The 16,130-nt window shown below is 49.1% G+C and carries 11 protein-coding genes; 6 read left to right on the top strand and 5 right to left on the bottom strand.

From position 1 onward, the window contains the following. The first annotated feature begins 108 nt into the window (after positions 1-108). Entirely contained in the window at positions 109-1,137 is a 1,029-nt protein-coding gene (locus RIF36_RS02620; RefSeq protein WP_350121149.1) for a DUF4097 family beta strand repeat-containing protein, read from the top strand. 113 nt (positions 1,138-1,250) lie between these two features. Further along, entirely contained in the window at positions 1,251-2,372 is a 1,122-nt protein-coding gene (locus RIF36_RS02615) for an FG-GAP repeat domain-containing protein (RefSeq protein WP_350121147.1), read from the top strand. A gap of 65 nt (positions 2,373-2,437) precedes the next feature. On the opposite strand, the gene RIF36_RS02610 is transcribed toward RIF36_RS02615, so the two are convergent. Together RIF36_RS02610 and RIF36_RS02605 are read right to left on the bottom strand one after the other, a co-directional pair. Beyond that, positions 2,438-4,750 carry a glycoside hydrolase family 20 protein gene (locus RIF36_RS02610; protein WP_350121144.1) on the bottom strand — a complete coding sequence of 771 codons (2,313 nt, stop codon included), beginning with the start codon at positions 4,748-4,750 and terminating at the stop codon, positions 2,438-2,440. A 127-nt stretch (positions 4,751-4,877) separates the two neighbouring features. Then, positions 4,878-6,032: an ATP-binding protein gene (locus RIF36_RS02605; protein WP_350121141.1), complete on the bottom strand. Its 1,155-nt coding sequence runs from the start codon at positions 6,030-6,032 to the stop codon at positions 4,878-4,880. 195 nt (positions 6,033-6,227) lie between these two features. On the opposite strand from RIF36_RS02605, the gene RIF36_RS02600 reads away from it, so the two are divergent. The 3 genes from RIF36_RS02600 to RIF36_RS02590 all read left to right on the top strand — a co-directional run bounded on the left by RIF36_RS02600 (position 6,228) and on the right by RIF36_RS02590 (position 9,295). Continuing rightward, positions 6,228-7,139 carry an SMP-30/gluconolactonase/LRE family protein gene (locus RIF36_RS02600; protein ID WP_350121138.1) on the top strand — a complete coding sequence of 304 codons (912 nt, stop codon included), beginning with the start codon at positions 6,228-6,230 and terminating at the stop codon, positions 7,137-7,139. Between the two features lie 23 nt (positions 7,140-7,162). Next, the gene (locus RIF36_RS02595; RefSeq protein ID WP_350121135.1) at positions 7,163-7,933 is read left to right on the top strand and encodes a 3-keto-disaccharide hydrolase; all 771 of its coding nucleotides are present in this window, start codon (positions 7,163-7,165) and stop codon (positions 7,931-7,933) included. Positions 7,934-8,158: 225 nt separating this feature from the next. Next, on the top strand, positions 8,159-9,295 hold the full coding sequence (locus RIF36_RS02590) for a glycoside hydrolase family 18 protein (RefSeq protein ID WP_350121132.1): 1,137 nt from the start codon (positions 8,159-8,161) through the stop codon (positions 9,293-9,295). 551 nt (positions 9,296-9,846) lie between these two features. On the opposite strand, the gene RIF36_RS02585 is transcribed toward RIF36_RS02590, so the two are convergent. Together RIF36_RS02585 and RIF36_RS02580 are read right to left on the bottom strand one after the other, a co-directional pair. Further along, complete coding sequence (locus tag RIF36_RS02585) at positions 9,847-11,844, bottom strand: tetratricopeptide repeat protein (protein WP_350121130.1); 1,998 nt, start codon at positions 11,842-11,844, stop codon at positions 9,847-9,849. A 225-nt stretch (positions 11,845-12,069) separates the two neighbouring features. Continuing rightward, a complete protein-coding gene (locus RIF36_RS02580; RefSeq protein ID WP_350121127.1) occupies positions 12,070-13,395 on the bottom strand; it encodes a Zn-dependent hydrolase in 1,326 nt (441 codons plus the stop codon). 334 nt (positions 13,396-13,729) lie between these two features. Between RIF36_RS02580 and RIF36_RS02575 the strand changes: the two genes are divergently transcribed. Beyond that, positions 13,730-15,028 carry a M28 family metallopeptidase gene (locus tag RIF36_RS02575; RefSeq protein WP_350121124.1) on the top strand — a complete coding sequence of 433 codons (1,299 nt, stop codon included), beginning with the start codon at positions 13,730-13,732 and terminating at the stop codon, positions 15,026-15,028. 226 nt (positions 15,029-15,254) lie between these two features. Here RIF36_RS02575 and RIF36_RS02570 read toward each other — a convergent pair. Further along, positions 15,255-16,130 (bottom strand): IS1634 family transposase (locus tag RIF36_RS02570; RefSeq protein ID WP_350149308.1); only part of this gene is annotated, 876 nt, incomplete at its 5' end.

Genomic DNA, 16,130 nt, shown 5'->3' with positions numbered 1-16,130 from the left:
CCTTTCGATCTGAAAAGCATCTTTATTAAGTGTAACCACACGGGCAACGGCGAGCGTCTTAGCCAGGTGTGGTTCATTACCATGCTTTTCTAACAAAACTCAAATAAAATGAAATCATTTGCTCTGCTACTTTTATCTGTCCTGGCAATGGCCTCAGCAGCCACGTCCCAGGATTTTGACTACTCATTCAAAGAGACCTACAGTGTTTCAACCCCGGCCCAGCTCAGCATATCGTCTTCCGACGGCAACATTGACGTGCTGCCCGGTAATGGCAGCGAGATAGAGGTGTTTTTTGTGGTAAAACAAAACGGCCGCATGCTTGACATCTCAAGAACTCAGCTGGAAGAAGAGTTGACACTCACCATTATCAAAACCGGCAGCAGCGTTGATATTACAGTGAAATATCCCAATAATTCGTGGAATATTGACTGGAGAGACCGCATCAATGTGGACTTTAGGGTGTATGCTCCCAAAGAAACTGCCGGTGACCTGAGGTCGTCAGATGGTAATGTGACGATCAAAGGCATGACCGCCAGCCAGAAGCTAAAGACCAGCGATGGCAACATCGTCATTGCAGAAATTACCGGAGACGTATCCGGCGTAACGTCGGATGGCAATATCAGAGGTGAGAAAATCAAAGGGAGTGTATACAGCCGCACCAGCGATGGCAACATCGACTTCAACAATGTAATTGGAGACGTAGAGTCTACGACAAGTGACGGCGACATCAGGCTGACAAATATCAACGGCACAGCCAGGGCTCACACCAGCGATGGCGACATTGAGATTTACAACGCCAAAGGGAAAACACACACCGCCCAAACTTCTGACGGTGACATCTATTTCGAAGACCTGGCCGGCGGAATGGAGGCCATAGCATCGGACGGCAGCATCAAAGGCAATATCATTGAGCTAAGGGGCTCTTTAAGGGCTAAAACTTCCGACGGGAACATAGAAATTTCTGTGCCCGACAATCTGGGCATGAACCTCTATGTAAAAGGAGAATCCGTCGACGTGCCACTTGTCAACTTCTCAGGACGGTCAACAAAAGAGGTCATCGATGGCAAGACCAACGGTGGCGGCGTAGACGTGAACCTGAGCACCTCCGACGGGAGGATCAGACTGGTGTACCGGTAGTTGCCTGTTTGCTCTGTATTTCGATAAGAAATTTGTATTTTCATTTGCAAATAGCCCACAACCCGGAGCTCAGCAGCCGGGTTGTTGCTTTTTCCATGTAAAGAAGATACGCTATGATTTACTTCCTCAGTCTCATCATCCTGGTGCTTACCACACCTCCCAAGCTCCCATTCGAGGCACAGTTAATTGATGACCAGGTGGCGATTGGCTACGGCATCGCCCTGGGCGACGTTGATGGCGACGGCAAGCCCGATATTCTCCTGGCCGACAAAAAGCAATTCGTGTGGTACCGAAATGGCGACTGGAAAAAGTTTGTTATGATCGACAACCTCACCGAGCGGGACAATGTGTGCATTGCGGCAATGGACATCACCGGAGATGGCAAAGTAGAAGTAGCCGTTGGCGCCCAGTGGAACCCCGGCGAAACCAGCAATGCAGAGCAATCGGGCTCCATTCACTACCTGATTGCTCCCGAAGATCGAACTCAGCGGTGGAAGGCCGTCGAGCTTCCACACGAGCCTACCATTCACCGGATGCGCTGGGCGAAGGCAACAAACGGTAAATTTCACCTCATAGTTGTGCCACTGCACGGGAGAAACAACAAAGGAGGTGAAGGAGACGGGGTGAAAATCATCGCCTACGAATACCCAAAGAACGTTGAAGATGCCTGGAACAGCGTGGTTTTGGACAACAACATGCACCTGACCCACAACCTGGATGTGGTAGCTTCAGGGCCTAAGAGTGGCAGCTTGTATTTTGGTGGCAAGGAGGGTGTGAGGGTCATTCAAAATTTCGCAGGTAAGAGTTCCTCCGGGGCAGCCAAAAAGATAGCGGGAATGGAGTACGGAGCCGGAGAAATACGGGTCGGTAGTAGCCTCCTCGCCACGATTGAGCCAATGCATGGAAATGCGGTGGTGGCATACCTGGGAAATGAAAGGACAAGGGTAGTGCTGGACGACCAATTGAAAGAAGGCCACGCCCTGGCAGTGGCCGATTTTCTTGGAATTGGCAATGAGCAGATCGTTGCCGGATGGAGAACGCCCAATGCCGAGGGAAAGGTAGGTATCAAGCTCTATCAGCAAGTAACCGGGGGCAAGTGGGAGTCGCAGTGGGTTGAAGACAATGGCATGGCTTGCGAAGATTTGCAAGTCATGGATTTGAACAGCGACGGCAAGCTGGACATCGTAGCAGCCGGAAGAGCCAGCAACAATCTGAAGATTTATTGGAATAAATAGCTTTTCCGGCAACTGCCCTAAAACGACGGAACCATCACCAGCACTTCCGGGAGTGCCAAACGCTCCTATTTCACCACAATCTCATCAATCAACATGTTGGCCGGTCTTCCTGCTCCCGGGTGCCAGCCGGGTGTGTTGCCTATTGAATAAGCCTTTACTTTTACATACCTGGCGTTTTGTGGGGCAAACTCTGCAATGAAGTCACGCTGCTGTCCTCCGTATTGATCGATGGGCAGGGTGTTGTTCACACTTCCTACCAGAGAATAGTTTTCGCCATCGGCGGAGATAAAGTAGTCCACCTTTTTTGGAAAAAGCCTCAGCCAGAAGCCATATTGAAAATAGGCCGACTCAATCCGGCGCACGGGTTGAAGTTCCTCCAGATCGATCACCACTTCCAAATCTTGTCCCGAAAAGCTAAACCAGTTGTAGGTGTAGTCCTGGCTACCCCGAATGCCATCTGTAAGCATAGTGGCATGTTCCCCGGCAATGTGGTCATTGGGCGGGCTAATAAATGTCGCCTTTTTACCGTAGGCCAAATGCTCATTCATGCCCTGAGCCAACAGGCGATAGTTGGCTGTTCTGTATTCGTCGGGCGAGGTACTCCATTCTTTTACCTGGGTCACTCCTTCCCTGATGCAGAGGTCAGTAAAGTCGTCGACTTTTGACCGGAACTTAGTGCTTGCCTCCCAGCGATTTCCAAACTTCTGAAACACGCCTCCTTCTCCACTGTATTTCTTTTTCGCCTGCTCCATCCATGCATACTCAAGGGGAAGTCTGGCTATTCTTACCTGCTCAAGCAGCTGGGCTGAATCGGCAACAGCCAGCTCAGCCGCATTAAACAATTCCTCGTACCGCTCCATCAATTCGGGTGAAAGGTAACTTGTAGCCGCTTCGTTGGGTGAACCAAAAATCCTGAGCGGTTGGCTGGAAGCAGCCTGTGCTTGCGTCATTTCATCGATGTATTGCTGTATATGCTTCGCAGCCGCTCCATAATACCCTTGAAGAAAATCGTCCATGAGAGCATCCACATCTTCATCAGGATTCCACATGAGTTTTGAGATGAGGTAAGCCCTCAAAGCAGCGAATTCGCCCCCCACTTCCCGATTGCCCTGCTCAAAGAGGGCATTTACCCCATTTTTGGCGAAAAACTGAATATTAGGCTGCAACGTATGAAGATTAGGGAAAGGGCTGATCAGGTGATTGAACTGGATCACATAATCCCACACGATAATGTCTTTAGCGATCTTGCCCCAGTCCTGCACATCTTTCACAAAATCGGCGCTGGTCGTATCCGTTTCAATGGGCTTATCTCTGAATGCCTCAATGCTGCACAGCATAATATTGACGTTGTCTCTCGGAATCAAAGTTTTGGGAGCGGACCGGCCGTATTCGTAGGCCAGGGTAGAAATCATTTTTTCAGGAAACTGATCTGCCACCTGATTCACAAATTGAATGATAGAGCCTGAAGGAGAGCCTTCCCTGTCATCGATGGCTTTGCAATTGTCGCAGGTGCAGAAATTCCGGTTGTCGTTTTGGCTGACCGACCAGTATTTGGCATCGGGGTTTTCTGCAATTTTCCGACGAAGGTTCTGGATGGTAATGTCCAGCACATCGTGGTTGGTCAGACAAAGTTGGGTGGGCAATCGTTTTCCGCCGACCATCGCAAAATACTCCGGATGTTCCTCATAGTATACATCTGGCGGCACCAGCTCGTTGAAGGTGTGCACCCACATGCCCCAGTCAGGCCTGCCGCCCTTAGCATTGTGATCCAGCTTGTGCCAGTCAATGTACTCAGCATCCCAGGTAACCCGATAGTGGGTATCCCGGAAGCCAATCACCGGCACTTGCTTATCATCAATTTTGTCCAGCACAATTGTCGCCTGCTTTGGCACCACCTTCACCTTCGGTGAATACATTCTGCACCCCAGGTACTTCTCCAGAAAAGTATACACACCATACAAGGTGCCCTTCTCGCTCCCTCCTATTATAAGCAGCCTTGTACTGTCCGTGCGGATAAGGAAACCATCATCCTTCAGTTCGTTAAGATCTACATTGATTCCCAGCTCACCCAGTCTTTCGTTTTGGCCCAGTACAATCTCGTGGGAACTACGACTCCTGTCAGCTTCGATAATAGGCAGAACAGCCCCGGAAATTTGAAGCAGGTAGTCTTGCAGTACGCTGGCAGCTTTTTGTTCATCAGCCGTGGCTGCCGACGGAATGACGATCCGATAGAGGGTTTGTCCTTTATCGGCAAGGGTTATTTTCTCTGGCACGTCGTTCCCATTCTTTGACTTGCTCTTTTTTTGGGCCAAAAGTGGACATAAGCTGCCTGCAATTAAGAAAGCAACTGTTAGGCAGGTAGATATTCGTAAAACCATGATAGTAGGGTGTGTTAGCAGATCAGGATAGCACAAGTAGATGGAAAATGCAATAGGAATTGATGTGTGAGGCTACTTTCGTCTCTGGACGAATCCCATTCGTCCCTGGACTTTCTTTAAAATAGCCCTAACTGTCTGCCAAAAATGTCAGTATTGCTTTTAAACTAGTTACTTCCACACCATCGGCAATCCTGTAAGTGTCGGCACCGGGTGTAATTACGTGAAGTATTTCTACTTGCAAATCCTCTTTTGCCAGGTAGCTGCCCTTGGTCAACACGGGAGAATTCGTCAGCTTGATTTCAGCGGCTAACAGCCAGCGGCTATTTCTGCGTACCAGCAGGTCAACTTCAGCCCCATCCTGTGTACGGTAGAAGTACATTTCATCGTCGGCACGAAGCACTGTCGACACCTGATGGATTACAAAACCTTCCCAGGAGCGCCCGGCTATTATATGCCCCATCAGACTGTCATAGGTTGAAATATTGGACAGGTAGTGCAAAACCCCCGTGTCACGCATGTATACTTTGGGAGATTTCACTATCCTTTTGCCGACATTCGCAAACCAGGGTTGTAACAGCGTAATCAAAAACGCATTTTCTAAAAACATCATATACGTTTTGACAGTGGGCACTGTAAGCCCTATCGACCTGGCCAGATCGCTATAGTTCAAAATTCCACCATGCACAGAGGCAATCATCTGAAGCAATTGCCTGGTAACACGGGGCGCAGCAGGCAAGCCATAAAGGGGCAGATCCCGCTGAATATAGGTATTGATAAAGCTTCGGTACCACCTTTCAATAAATGTCTTTTTAGCCGACAGAGCAGGCTCGGGAAAGCCCCCATGTGTCCACAAGCTTTCAAGTGAAATCTCCCCCTTCACTTCCATGAGGCTCAGCGGCGGCATTTCAAGGTAATTAATCCTTCCTGCCAAACTCTCAGAACTTTGCTTCAGGAGTGACGGAGAAGCCGAACCCAACACTACAAATCTGCCGGGTCTTCGGTTTTCGTCTACCAATGCCCTGATCAATGGAAAAAGCTCCGGCTTGTGCTGAATCTCATCAAGGATGATCGTCTTATTGATGTGAGCAGAAAAGAATAGCTCCGGATCCTGAAGCTTGTTGATATCCGAATCCTTCTCAAGATCCAGATAAATCATTTCAGCTTCAACGAAGGCACTTTTGACGAGTGTAGTTTTGCCCACCTGTCTGGGGCCGATAAGGGCCGTGACTGGGAACTCTTCCAAAGAAGTAAGGTAATCTTTTTCTATAAGTCGCTCAATCATCCCTGCAAATTTAAAAATTTATTTTAAATTTGCAGGGATGATTGCATCTGTATTTTTGCAAAAAACAGCTCTTTTTTTTAAACAAAAAGAAGGCTTGTGAATAGCACTAAACGACCTTCCATGTATCTTTTTAGCTAATGCTTTTTCCTTTGATTTTAAAAGCTGAAATTCAACACTGCTACTTAAACAATCCTTATGCAAAAAACTTCATCGTTATTGTCAATATGCCTGTTTCTGCTCGTCGGGGTAGCGCAAGCCCAGATCACAGACGACCGTTCATTGCTGGCACCGGGTGCAACCGTCGAACTACTTGGCGATGGCTACAAATTTACCGAGGGCCCAACACCCGACAAAAATGGTAATGTTTACTTCACAGACCAGCCCAACAACACCATTCTGCGCTGGGATGCCGCTTCAGGCGAAATAAGTACCTTCGCTGCTACTTCCGGCCGCTCCAATGGCCTGTACTTTGACAAAAAAGGCAACCTGGTAGCATGTGCCGACATGGACAACCAGATGTGGTCGTTCAGCATGGATGGGCAGCACAAGGTGCTTATCGAAAACTACGACAACAAGTTGCTCAACGGCCCCAACGACCTGTGGATCGATGCCAAAGGCGGCATTTATTTCACTGACCCCTTGTACAAAAGAGACTACTGGACAAGAGACCCGGCCATGCAGCAGGACGGGCAACATGTATACTACCTGAGCCAGGACAAGAAGACATTGAAGCGGGTGGACGAAACGCTCAAGCAACCTAACGGCATCGTTGGCAGCTCTGATGGAAAGAACCTGTATGTGGCCGACATTGGCGACCGCAAAACCTATCGCTACGACATTCAAAAAGACGGTTCACTTAGTAACCGCATGTTGTTTATTGAAATGGGCTCCGATGGCATGACCATCGACAGCCAGGGTAATCTATACCTCACAGGAAGAAGTGGCGTAACCATTTTCGATAAAAGTGGAACTGAAGTCGGCAACATCCCAACCGGCAAAGGCTGGACAGCCAATGTGTGCTTTGGTGGTAAAGACAGAAAGACGCTGTTTATCACTGCCCTGGATGCTGTGTATGGTGTGAAAATGAATGTGGCTGGTGCTAAATAATCGATATAGATAAACATAAAACAATGCTAAAAAACACCCTTCTGACCGCTCTCTTTCTGGCTGCTTCTGCAACCAGTATTTTTGCTCAGTCCAACATAAACGTCGGTGCTAAACCCACTAAAAAAGCCGTAGTCTACTTCGACGGTTCCCGTGAAATGCTGGATAAAAACTGGACTTACTGGGACGGCCCCAGGCTGGCAGCTCAGCTGCCGATTAAATGGCAGATTGTGAAAGACCCGGTCGACGGCGGAACTGTCATGAGCAGCAACGACCCAGCTGGTGCGGGCGGAAAATACGGCGCCGCTGATATCGTCACCAACAAGAAGTTCCGTGACTTCCGGGCCCATGTGGAATTCCTGATTGTCAATCCCGGCGGCAATAGCGGGGTGTACCTGCAAAACAGGTACGAAATTCAGGTGCTGGATGGCGATTCCACCAGTCATGGGCTGGGTGCTGTCATCAACGAATCCGAATCGCCTTACTTCGCTTACAATGGTTTGGGGAAATGGAATTCGTACGACATTGTCTTCCGTGCTGCACGCTTCAAAGATGGCAAGCTGACGGAAAAGCCAATGGTGACCGTTTACTTCAACGGCAAAAAAGCCCATACCAACCAGGTCATCAGTCAAGTGTGGGGTGGGCCCAACTCTGGCATCGACGGTGGCAACGATGGAGGCAAAGGCATTACTGATGTTCCCGGCGGTCTTAAGCTGCAGGCAGAAGGCCACGATGTGTACTACCGCAATATTTGGATTGAAGAATTGAATTTGAAGAAGGCCGATACTGATTTTTAGTCCAGGCAAAGGTCATTGTTTTCCAAATTGAAAACTCCTAAGCCTGGTACGTACAGCAGATACCTCTCTGGAGGGAAGGTGAAAAATGGCGGCAGGGTGTGCGTTTTTTGGCCTGTGCGTTAATTTTTCGATGACTTTTCGGTCCGCCGAAGCGGGTTACTTTTTGTCAAGAAAAAGTAACAGCCCGTCCGGCTTGAGGACAAAATGATCTTTAGTCTCCACATTATGAAAAAGTCGCTTTATTACATCTTTGCACTTTGCTTACTGTTTCACAGCTGCCGCCAGGAGCCACCCAAAGAAGCTGTTGGAACTCCCACTTCAAAAAAAGAAATCATTGGCTACGTGCCAGGCTTCCGTGGTTTGCTCGATGAAAAAGATATAGACGCCAACAAGCTCACCATCATCAACTACGCCTTTGTAGACGTAAAAGACAGCCTGGCCTGGCTTACGAACCTTGAGACTGATAGTGTTAATTTTCGTAAGCTTAACTACCTGAAAAAGGACAATCCAGCACTAAAGATCGTCATCTCCATCGGCGGCTGGTCGTGGAGCGAAAACTTTTCCGATGCGGTGCTTACAGCCAGCTCCAGAGAAAAGTTTGCTAAGAGTGGTGCCAAAATCATGGCCGACTACAACCTGGATGGTATCGACATCGACTGGGAATACCCTGGCCTGAAAGGGGAAGACAATGTATTCAGGGATGAAGACAAGGAGAACTTTACGCTGATGTTTGAAGCCATCAGAAAAGAGCTGGATGCTTTGGCAGTTACCACTGGCAAGAAATACATTGTCTCCACTGCCCTGCCCTGCTTCCCAAGGCTGTTTGAAGTCACCAACATGGGCGAAGTAGCCAAACACATCGACTTCGTGAACATCATGGCGTACGATTTCTATGTCGTCGGCGATACAGTTGGCCACCATAGCAACCTCTATCCTTCAGAAAACTATGAGAAAGAAAATTCTGCTGACAAAGCCGTGAAAACCTATATCGAACAGGGCGTTCCGGCCGAGAAGCTGGTGCTGGGCGTTCCCTTCTACGGCCGCAGCTGGACGATGAAAAGCACAGACAACCTGGGCATCCTGCGCCCCAGGGACCAGGTAATGAGAGGTGGCGGCTTTACGTTCATCAAAGATAGCCTGATGGCCAAGCCGGGGTTCGTACGCTACTGGGATGATGCGGCTAAGTCACCTTACTTGTTCAATGCCGAGAACAACCAACTGGTGGTGTACGACGACGAAAGCTCTGTGAAGCTGAAGTGCGAATATGTTAACGACAATGGCCTTGCCGGCATCATGTTCTGGCAATACGCCAGCGACCCTAAGGAGTACTTGCTAGATGTGGTGAATGAGAACTTGGATTAAGAACTTTTTCTCAGAGTCTTCTGCAAGGGACTCTGAGAGAAAAACTTCTCCTGAATCAAGACACGAGCACATCGACCGTCGCCAGACCAACGTCATATCGAACCGAGTCACCCCGACCTTACCGAAACAAAGTGTAGGCATTGTCGAAGGGACGAGGGAGATATCTCCACGCTGCTTGCAGTCAGCCCCTCCCACCGCAAGTTTGCTCTGCGAAACTTATGCCTTCATTTCAGCTTCGTTTACCACTGGATCCTAGCTCACCTTTGCTCGCAAAAAAAACAAAAGGTCCAGGCGGGACGCCTGAACCAGTTTTGTTTTTTTATCACCAATGCCCTCTAATCGAAACACGCAGTTCCAATTACTTACTCTGCGCTGCCATCCACTCCATCACAGTAACTGGCCTGCCCTTCACCATCACGGGCGCTCCATTGAAATCAGTGCGAGGGAGGTTCTTGTGCAGGTATACCCACGACCAGTGGCCGTTGTAGTAGTAGTCGCTACCCCCTGCTTTTCACTCAGCATCCCTTTCAGGAGACTCTCAGCAACACGCATCACCCCTCCCTATAAGGCAACATCAACTGTACCCTGGTGCCCGAGCTTCCACCCCCTGCCAAATCCTCCACTATCATTCTGATTTTGCTTTTAAGCCCGGCATTGAACAGCTCAATGCGTTCATTAGTAATCACGCCGGCCAGGGACTTATGGCCTTCTTTCGCCTTCACTTCGCTCGCTATTCCCTTGCCGTTGTCTTCCACGGTCAGGAGCACATAACCATCCTCCTGCCGGAATGTAATCTTCACCCTGGCCCCGTCTATTTTCCCTTTAAGCCCATGCTCCAGTGCGTTCTCTATCAAGGGTTGGGCAAACATCGGTGGAATCGATACCTCCTCTGCGTCAATCGCCTCGTCCACCGTTAGCTCATATTCAAACGAGTTATTGAACCGCAGCAGCTGCAGTTCCAGGTAGTTTTCCAGTGTGGCCACTTCCTCGTCCAATGTAATGAAGTCCTCCCGGGAATTCTCCAGTATCTGACGCATGAGCCGGGCAAAGCGGCTCATGAACGAAGCGGCATCCTCGGGTTTGTTTTGCAGCATGTAGTTTTGGATGGCACCCAGCGCATTGAAAATAAAGTGCGGATTGAGCTGGCTTCGCAAGGCTTTCTGCTCCAGCTGGGTCAATGCTTGAGTCTGACGATCCGCCTTTTGTCTGAAGTAAAGCACCAAAATGGCAATCACCAGCAGAAGCACAATCGCCCCGCCAATGATCAGGTATCGCTGCTGGCTGAGCTGCAACGTCTGGATCTCACCCATTTGTGCCAGGCGGTCGATCTCGTTCTCCTTCTTCTCCGTTTCGTATTTGATGTTTAGGTCCGATATCTGCAACGCTTTGGTTTGATTCAGCATGGTGCTGTCCAGCTTATAAAATTTGTGCAGTGCCTCCAACCCCTCTTTATAGCGGCCCGACGCCCGGTAAGCATTGCTCAGCATCCACCAGGCATCCGATTCCTTTTCAATAAACTCAATCTCCTGTGAAACGTCAGCCCCCAACCTGGCATAGCGGATTGCCTCGGCAGTCTGCCCAGTCTTAAGATAGACCTCCGACAGGTTCACATACGCCGCCGAAAGATTTCGTTTCTCCCCTACTTCTTTGCACAGCTCAATAGCCTTCAAATGGTTAGCAACCGACTCCTTGAATAACCCCATCCGTCCCTGCATTTCGGCTAGCCCTTCGTAAAAGTAGGCTTGCAAAAACTTATTGCCCTCTACCCCAGGGCTTTCAAGGGCCTGCTGGTAATAATAGGAAGCCGAGTCAAACATATTGAGGGCGGTGTAGCTATTGGCCATGTTGTAGTTCACTATTGACAGGTTGGCCTGATTGGCCTGACTAAGCAACTGGTCACGTGACTTTCGGAAGTACCTGATGGCCAGCTGATAGTCTTCGTTCTGATAATAGGCGGCACCAAGCGTGATAACAGCCCGGTTAATCGTCGACTCATCAGGGATTTTCTCTGCCAACTCCAGGGCTTTCAGTGAATAAAAAACAACCGAGTCGTTTTTAGAGAAGTCGCTGTAATAGCTGGCTTTTACCAGGTAAATCTGCGCTGCCATAAAGTCTGACTTCAGTCGCCGATTGATCACTTCAGCCTGAATGAGAGCAGCCAGGGCCGAGTCGGTCTTGCTGAGCTTCAGGTAACTATTGGACAAGTTGACAAGACTACGAATAGTGAATTCGTCATCCCCTGCTTGTTCGAACAACGCAACCGCTCGCCCGTGCCCTTGAATAGCCTTCTGGAACTGCTGCTGACAGGAGGCATTGTCGCCCATCAACTTATAAGCCCTGGCCTGATAGCTGATCTCTTTTGCTTGTTGAGCCTGGTCGAGCAATCGGGCAGCCAGTGAGTCGGTCTTTTCTACATCCTGGCACAAGACACTACTTGCTTCAGTAAACAGCTTCTCAAGTTCGCTGGTACCGGACTGCTTAGCGAATACATTGGCAGCAAAGAGGAGCAGAGACATCAGGACAAGCTCCCTCACAAAAGGTTGGCGCATAAAACGGGACAATTATGGGTTAGGCAGCAGATGGTCTTACACGACCTTTCCACACACCTACGACAAAAATAGAGGGTTATGCCAATTTAACAGTACGCCCTAAATAAAATATGACCCAGCGGCGAAATAGGTGCATGAGCGAGGGAAGTTTGGCGCTTGTAAACTACCGTTGTTCGGTTCAAAGCACCTTCAACCAGTCTTAGAGTCGGCAGTCCGTTTCTGGTCCTATGCCTTATCCACAGTCAAAATTGTTTGCAAAAGCACGTTAGCTCCGTTGGCCATGTCCTCCGTTTTGGTGAACTCCTTGAACGAATGACTGATGCCACCTATGCTGGGAACAAAAATCATTGCCACGGGAGCAATCATCGCCATGTTTTGTGAATCGTGGCCTGCACCGCTGGGCATGAATTTGGTACTCAACCCCAACGCCTTAGAAGAAGCATGGATAATCTGCTGAAGTCCTTTGTCAGTAAGGGCTGGCATTGCCACACTCGGCTGTCTGACAAAACTGATTTTCGTACTCGTCTCGTCAGCGATAGCTGTTGCTCGTTTTTCTATTTCAGCGAAAAGCCGTTCAATTTTTTCGGACGACAAATCACGCATCTCAAGCCCCAGGGTCACCTTGCCGGGAATGACGTTGTATGCGCCTGGATAGGCATTAATCTTTCCGATGGTGCCTACCTGGCTTCCTTCTGTCCCCCTGATCACCTCATTCACAGCAATAATCAATTTTGAAGCTGAAAGCAGAGCGTCCTGGCGCAAACTCATGGGTGTGGTGCCTGCGTGATTAGCAAAACCCTCCACTGTCACCTCCCAATGCTCTATGCCCACTATCCCTTCCACAATACCAATTTGCAGCCCCTCCTTCTCCAAAACCCCTCCTTGCTCAATATGCAATTCTAAAAAAGCATGTATGTCGCCTCTCTTGCGGCGGGCGTTTTGCATAGCATCAGGGTCGCCTCCAAGCGCTTTAACTCCCTCAGAAATGGTGAGTCCCGCATGGCTTTTCTGCTTTAGTATTTCCGATGTAATCTCGCTTGACAAAGCTTTGCTGCCAATCATGCTCCCCTCTTCATCAGCGAAAATAATCACTTCAAGGGGATGGTCTGTGACTACTTTATTTTCATTAAGGACTTCGATAACCTCCAGTGCTGCCAGCGAACCCAGCGTACCATCGTAGTTACCACCGTCAGGCACCATGTCGATGTGCGAGCCAAAGGCGATGGGTTTAAGCGAAGGCTTCTTCCCTTTTCGTTTGCCAATGATATTCCCAGCCTGGTCGATGGTTGTTTCGAGCCCCGCCTTCTTCATCAGATCAACGAACCACGCATGTCCTTCCACATCTCCCTGGGTAAACGCCATCCTATAGCCGTGGCCATTGTCGTTCCTCCCAAATTTGGCCATCCCCGCAATCCTGTCTTCAATCCGCTGTGCGTTAACATTCAGCATGTCACCACGTAAAACTCGTTTAAAATTCCACTGAATAGCGCCAAAAGCGGCAATACTTAGAGTTGTTAACGAGGACTTCTTAATAAAACTTCTTCGTTGCATAGTGTATAGGTGGGGGACTTAAGTAGATGATAATGAATGCTATTTGCGAATCAAACACCTCCCAATATATCAATAATTAACTTGGTTCTGCCTGGGTTGTACAAAGCCCTCTCTTTTGAATTGCTCCCACATCACGCCTCAGCATGTAAAAGTTGCAGTGGGGTTTGCTCTCTTCTGCCGCAAGCGTCCCGCTTGTGGCCACCCTGCTTTGGCGTCCGCCATTGTACGACTGGCTATTCACCTTTGGTGATACAAAGGCATCCCGGCCTGTTGACCAAGTCGAAAAATTAATAGTAACTTTCCGACTCCATTAAAATCTTTGACTTAGCCTAATATGAAAAAGACCTCAATCCTCCCCTCTTTGTTGTTATTGTTCACCTCACTGGTCATCAGTTGCCAGCCGGCTGCCGAAATCAAGGAAGCCGATGTGACCCGTATCATTACCACGCTGGCTGCCGATGACATGGAAGGCCGTAGGATGTTCAGCCCGGGCATCGAAAAGGCGTCGGAGTTTATTCAGGGAGAATTTAAGGCCGCCGGGCTGGAATATGTAGACGGACTTACCAGCTATGAGCAAAAGTTCGACATGTACACCATTACCCCCAAAAGTGTATCGGTGACGCTCAACGGGCAACCTGTGGCTGAAGAGTACGCTGCCGTTTCGGTGAACAACGAAAAACTGGAAATCTCAAGCATTGACGAGGTAGAAGTGATCGTGGTGAACGCTGACGGCAACCTGCGGGGAGCTATTTCTCAGGCCAGAGGCATGAAAGGGAAAGCGCTGATTCTGGCTGATCCTTCTCATCAGGTCATGTTCGAAAGGTACCGTGGCTCATTGTCGGGAGGTAACCACGTGATGGCATTGGATAAAAAGGCTTTTGTGCTGATCCTTACAAGTATTACCGACGTAAGCTCGTTAAGCGTAAGCGTAGAAAACGACGTTAAAACAGAAAGCCTGTCGAACGTGGTTGGCAAAATCAGCGGCAAGCGTGCCAATGAAGTCGTGCTTTTCAGCGCTCATTACGATCACCTGGGCATCAGGGGTACCAAGGGAGACACCATCTTCAACGGTGCCAACGACGATGCCTCAGGTACTACAGCCGTTATTACTCTGGCCAAATACTTCAAAGACATGGGCACGCAGCCTGAGCGCACCATTCTGTTTGCTGCCTTTACCGCCGAGGAAGGTGGAGGCTACGGTTCGAAGTACTTCTCCCGACAACTGAACCCCGACGAGATTGTGGCCATGTTCAATATTGAAATGATTGGCAAGCCTGCCGTGAGCGGGCCCAACACCGCCTGGGTAACCGGCTTTGACAAATCCAGCTTTGGTGAGCTGCTCCAAAAGGCCGTGAAAGGCACCGAATATGAGTTCTACGCCGACCCCTACCCCGACCAAAACCTGTTCTACCGTTCCGATAACGCCACGTTAGCAAGGTTAGGCGTGCCTGCTCACTCTATCAGCACCACGCCCATAGATGTTGACAAAGACTACCACAAGGCATCGGATGAAGTAAGCACGCTGGACCTGGCACACATGACTAATACCATCAAGGCCATTGCTGCAGCCGCCACCGGGATGATCTCAGGAGAAGACACGCCAACAAGGGTGGATCCGGCTAATGTGAATTAAAAGGCTTACTAAAAGCAGGGTAGGCAGCAGTTTTTTGAGTGCTGTCGCCCTGCCAGGTGTTGCCAATGCATTTACTATCATCCGGCTTCAGCCAAACTGTTTCGGTTTCATTCCTTTGCCGGCAAGATCAGCTACTTCGGCAATTCTTTTTCCTGAGTTTGACACAATTTTAAGATAAGTATTTGATATAGAGCCGATTAGAAAATGGCTTTCGATATACAGTATTTTATAAGTATTTGATTATATGCTCTTTAGAAAGAAGGTCTGGCAGGTTCTTTTCAGCCACTGCTTGTAGCAATTGCTGTGAGATTTCAGAGGTCTTGGAGCGTAGGTAGAAGTATTGGTCGGCTTGTTTGACAAGACTGACCTGCATTTTGGACAAGTGAGTTCGGATGGTTTGTTCTGTAAGTGGTGTGCCTTGTCTGATAAGTCGAAGTTGCAATTGGTTTAACAAGCTATAGGCGATATAGCACAGACAAATGTGACCCTGGATGCGCTTGTTGGTCCAGTGGAACATCGGGCGGGTTTCCAGATAGCCTTTGAAAGTACGGAAGCTATGCTCTATCTGGTATAGATGGTGGTAGTGATCCAGCACTTGTTCATGGGAGAGTCCTTTGGCGTGGTAGGCGATGGCAAGGAACCCGTCATACTTTTCGCTTCGCTTGATTTTTTCAGTATCAACCACATACTTTTCCCCTTCTGTGTTTTTGAGGTAGTAGTGATGGGCCTTCTTTTTGAGTTGCGCTGGATTTTTGAGCAACAGTTCAGCCTTACGAAGCTTTTCTTCTCTTTCTTGGCGATCCTTTTCAGCTCGCTTTTCGCTGTAGGTGGCTATGATCTTGCGCTCATTGTATTCCAGGACAGTGTAGCGCACTTTGATCGGCTCACGCTGCGAACCTACTGAAGAACTCATCCATTGATGGTGATAGTTATCCAGGTTGATCAACCGGGCCTGGATGGGTTTGGGGAGTACCTTGAGCCGCTCTCCCATGATGAACTCATAGCCTTTGTCAACAGTGACTTGCAGGTTGTCAGTATTGAGCATGCCTCGGTCGGCTACCAAGACGATGTTTTCGATCTGGTATTCTTTCTTGAGGCTTTC

It is taken from the genome of Imperialibacter sp. (genome assembly GCF_040222815.1).
Classification (GTDB): Bacteria; Bacteroidota; Bacteroidia; order Cytophagales; family Cyclobacteriaceae; genus Imperialibacter.
The sequence above is the reverse complement of the archived record's forward strand: the minus strand, read 5'-3'. Positions and strand labels throughout refer to the sequence as shown.

Bases quoted from the DNA above. Each gene is read 5' to 3' on its own strand.
- RIF36_RS02595 (WP_350121135.1), top strand. From the start codon at position 7,163: ATGCTAAAAAACACCCTTCTGACCGCTCTCTTTCTGGCTGCTTCTGCA.
- RIF36_RS02590 (WP_350121132.1), top strand. From the start codon at position 8,159: ATGAAAAAGTCGCTTTATTACATCTTTGCACTTTGCTTACTGTTTCAC.
- RIF36_RS02620 (WP_350121149.1), top strand. From the start codon at position 109: ATGAAATCATTTGCTCTGCTACTTTTATCTGTCCTGGCAATGGCCTCA.
- RIF36_RS02600 (WP_350121138.1), top strand. From the start codon at position 6,228: ATGCAAAAAACTTCATCGTTATTGTCAATATGCCTGTTTCTGCTCGTC.
- RIF36_RS02580 (WP_350121127.1), bottom strand. From the start codon at position 13,395: ATGCAACGAAGAAGTTTTATTAAGAAGTCCTCGTTAACAACTCTAAGT.
- RIF36_RS02575 (WP_350121124.1), top strand. From the start codon at position 13,730: ATGAAAAAGACCTCAATCCTCCCCTCTTTGTTGTTATTGTTCACCTCA.
- RIF36_RS02585 (WP_350121130.1), bottom strand. From the start codon at position 11,844: ATGCGCCAACCTTTTGTGAGGGAGCTTGTCCTGATGTCTCTGCTCCTC.
- RIF36_RS02615 (WP_350121147.1), top strand. From the start codon at position 1,251: ATGATTTACTTCCTCAGTCTCATCATCCTGGTGCTTACCACACCTCCC.
- RIF36_RS02610 (WP_350121144.1), bottom strand. From the start codon at position 4,750: ATGGTTTTACGAATATCTACCTGCCTAACAGTTGCTTTCTTAATTGCA.
- RIF36_RS02605 (WP_350121141.1), bottom strand. From the start codon at position 6,032: ATGATTGAGCGACTTATAGAAAAAGATTACCTTACTTCTTTGGAAGAG.